This window comes from Blautia intestinihominis, from assembly GCF_040096655.1.
GTDB classification, from domain to species: domain Bacteria; phylum Bacillota; class Clostridia; order Lachnospirales; family Lachnospiraceae; genus Blautia_A; species Blautia_A intestinihominis.
In genome coordinates this window covers 1-3,127 of sequence record NZ_JBBMEI010000141.1, presented here as the reverse complement: position 1 = coordinate 3,127, position 3,127 = coordinate 1, and the positions used below count along the sequence as shown (strand labels likewise).

General features: G+C 43.0%; 4 protein-coding genes. All 4 read right to left on the bottom strand.

All coding sequences use genetic code 11. The features are described from left to right. Nucleotides 1-130: 130 nt before the first annotated feature. Nucleotides 131-1,234: an RNA-guided endonuclease TnpB family protein gene (locus WMO75_RS19070; protein WP_118254075.1), complete on the bottom strand. Its 1,104-nt coding sequence runs from the start codon at nucleotides 1,232-1,234 to the stop codon at nucleotides 131-133. Then, nucleotides 1,231-1,638 (bottom strand): IS200/IS605 family transposase, encoded by a 408-nt coding sequence (gene tnpA / locus WMO75_RS19065; RefSeq protein ID WP_435378927.1) that lies wholly within the window; start codon nucleotides 1,636-1,638, stop codon nucleotides 1,231-1,233. Before tnpA ends, WMO75_RS19070 begins: the two co-directional genes overlap by 4 nt. Before the next feature lie 254 nt (nucleotides 1,639-1,892). After that, nucleotides 1,893-2,123 (bottom strand): helix-turn-helix domain-containing protein, encoded by a 231-nt coding sequence (locus tag WMO75_RS19060; protein WP_008728422.1) that lies wholly within the window; start codon nucleotides 2,121-2,123, stop codon nucleotides 1,893-1,895. Nucleotides 2,124-2,660: 537 nt separating this feature from the next. Then, on the bottom strand, nucleotides 2,661-3,074 hold the full coding sequence (locus WMO75_RS19055; RefSeq protein WP_349078766.1) for a sigma-70 family RNA polymerase sigma factor: 414 nt from the start codon (nucleotides 3,072-3,074) through the stop codon (nucleotides 2,661-2,663). Between the last annotated feature and the right edge of the window lie 53 nt (nucleotides 3,075-3,127).

Genomic DNA, 3,127 nt, shown 5'->3' with positions numbered 1-3,127 from the left:
TGAAGTGGGGGCTTCTTGCTCAATGGCTCTACTGAGCCAAGTATCTACAAGCTATCCTCGCGTGCCCCGCGATTTTTTGCCCGGACACGGGCATATTTCTTACTTATTGTCTTGTCCGGATACGGACACTTTATGCTGCCAGCATCCTTCTTGCCTCTTCACGGATGTTGATTGCTGCATTTCGATCTCTGTCCATCTCATTTCCGCACGTACAGCGGTAAACTCTTTCGGATAATTTCAGCTCTTTTTTTATCTTTCCGCATTTACTGCATTTTTTGCTTGACGGGAAAAAGCGGTCTGCCTTTACTAATTCTTTTCCCTTCCAGGCAAGCTTATAATCCAGCATATTCCGGAACATCCCGTATCCATTATCCTGTATACTTTTCCCAAAATGCAGGCACTGGCTCATCGCTTTCATATCAATATCTTCCACCGCAACTATATCGTACTGGTCTGTGATCCTGCGGCTCAGTTTATGCAGATAATCTCTTCTCTGGCTGCGTATTTTTTCATGGCACCTGGCAACTTTCTTTTTCTGTCGCACATAATTACGGCTTCCTTTTACACATCTCGACAGTTTACGCTGCTCCCTTGCCAGCCTTTTTTCATTTTTTCTGAAGAATCCTGCTTCTTCCATCTCAATCTCTTCTGAAAACACAGCCATCCCCTGCATCGCATAATCAATCCCAAGTATTTTAGCACTACTGTAATCCTTATCTGCTGCTTGGTTTTCGCAGCTGTATCCTTCATACAGCAGACTTGCAAAATACTTTCCGGACGGCTCCATACTGACTGTCACTGATTTCAGACGGCAGTTTTCTGCAGGCTCCCTGTGTTTTTTCATGGAGATCCATTTTAATTTCGGAAGCCGGATCCGGTTATTTTCTACCAGAATATTTCCGTTGACTACATTTGTTGTATAGCTGTTTTTGGAGTGATGTTTTGACTTGAAACGTGGAAATCCAACCTTAGGATCACGAAAAAAATTCTTATATGCTTTTTCCAGATGGAGCTGAACATTTGCCAGCGCCAGCGAATCAACTTCTTTCAGAAATGGATACGCCTTTTTATACATGGCTGGTGTATTCTTTAACATCTTCTTTGTCTTTTTATACTCCTGGATCTTGTCATTAAGCATCTGGTTGTACAGAAAACGACAGCAGCCAAATGTTTTTCCAAGGAGTATCTTCTGTTCTTCTGTTGGATAAATCCGGAAACGATATGCTATGTTCAATTCTTTTTCTCTCCCTGGTTTTCGATGTATTGACGGATCACTTCTACTGGTGCCCCTCCTGCCGTCAAAAGGCAGAAACTCTGGCTCCAGAACGCTTCTTTCCAAAGTTTTTCCCGGATTTCCGGATACTCTTTTTTCAGCAGCCTGCTGCTGGCACTTTTATAAGCATTGATAAATTTACTAAGTTCTGTTTTAGGCTGTGCACGAAACATTACATGCACATGGTCAATATCATGATTCCATTCCTCCAAAACAATTCCATACCGTGGGGCAATATATTCCCATATTTCCTTTGCTCTTTCTGAAATCGGATCATTGATAACTTTTCTTCGATATTTCACCACCATAATCAGGTGATAATACAGCAAGTACACTGAATGTGCATTATGATCCATATTTTTCATAAAACCAGTCCTTTTTTTGAATAATTATCTTATCGACTGATTTTATTATAGCATGGATCTCACTACCAAACAAGCGTTCTTTTTATTTTTTGCAATTCATCTCCCACCTGTAGAGGAAGGAGAATTCTTGCTATATATTATGTTAAAATTATAAAGGTAGTCAATGAAAGCAAAGAAAGCATATCCTGTATTAAACCAGCGCTGTATCTATGTTTTATCAGACCATTATGATTTCGACAAGGATACGGACCGGCTCACACTCCAGCTCTGCGAGGTTTACGATAAGTTGCGTTCTTTTCTGCTGGCTTTGCTCTGTGGGTGCATTTTGCGATATACTCCTGAAGACCCGCTGAAGTAAAGTACACACAGCCATTCTGCACATATTGCACATAAGAAATAAGACCATTGTTACGGGCCGCGTCCAGCGTTGCAATGCTGATACCTAAAATTTCTGCTGCTTCTTTTCGTGTAATAAGTTTTTCCATAAAGCATATTTCCTCCAATCTGTCAAGTTTGTCATCGTGTTTGTTCAAAGCCACATGAATACGCTGGCAGCCGAAACTGCCAGCGCATGGTATCTGATTTTGAACAGGAAGCTGCAAACGCTTCCTATTTATATAACTCAGCTTTCATCACATTTGCCACGCCCCCTGACGATGGGAACACAACAGGTCTCCGCTGGCGCGGCTGTCATAACTCCGCAGCACCGTTCGTATCGTGTGCCGCAGGGTTCCCCCCAAGTCTTTGGCGGGCCGTGAGGAAGTATCTTTAAGCCCCCATGCAGTCATCGCGCCGAATCTGCCACAATCCGTTTTATGAAATCGTAGATCGCTCCGAAGAAGTCTTTTCATCACCTCCCTGACTGCTCCATCTTCGCGGCGTTTCATATTCGCTCGTACATGGGTTATGTACCTGTTGTACTGTCTATTCGATTGTCAATGTACTGATGAAGGAGGAAAACTTGTCCTTCTTATTAACACTGACAAAAAAGGCAAAAAACAGGTGCATCAAATGAAATTTTATCAAAAATATTTTACAAGCTGCTTTAATCCACGGCGGATACTGTCTCGGACACGGCTTGGGTCTACACCTTCTACTTCGGCAATTTCATTTACCGTCATTCCCAGATAGTATCGGGCATAAATTCGCTTTGCCTGTTTCTCCGGCAGCTTCATCACAGTAGCATAGACCTGCTCCTGGAACTGTTTTTCCTCAAAGATGTCCTCCGGGGTTGCCGTGCGGAACACAGCGGCTTTCTCAATACCATTTCCGCAGTCCAGGGAATAGTGGGCCTTGTGTCGGTACATACGGCGCTCATAAGCCGCTTCCAGCCACTGGGCTGTCTGGATAACATCCAACACTTCCTCGGTCACATTTACAAAAAAGTCTGTTGTATAAACATCAGGATAAAGTTCCCGAAGGTTAATTTTCTTCATTATGTACCTCCATTTCGATTCACGGGTGATTGACGGGTGAATCGAATGGAGGC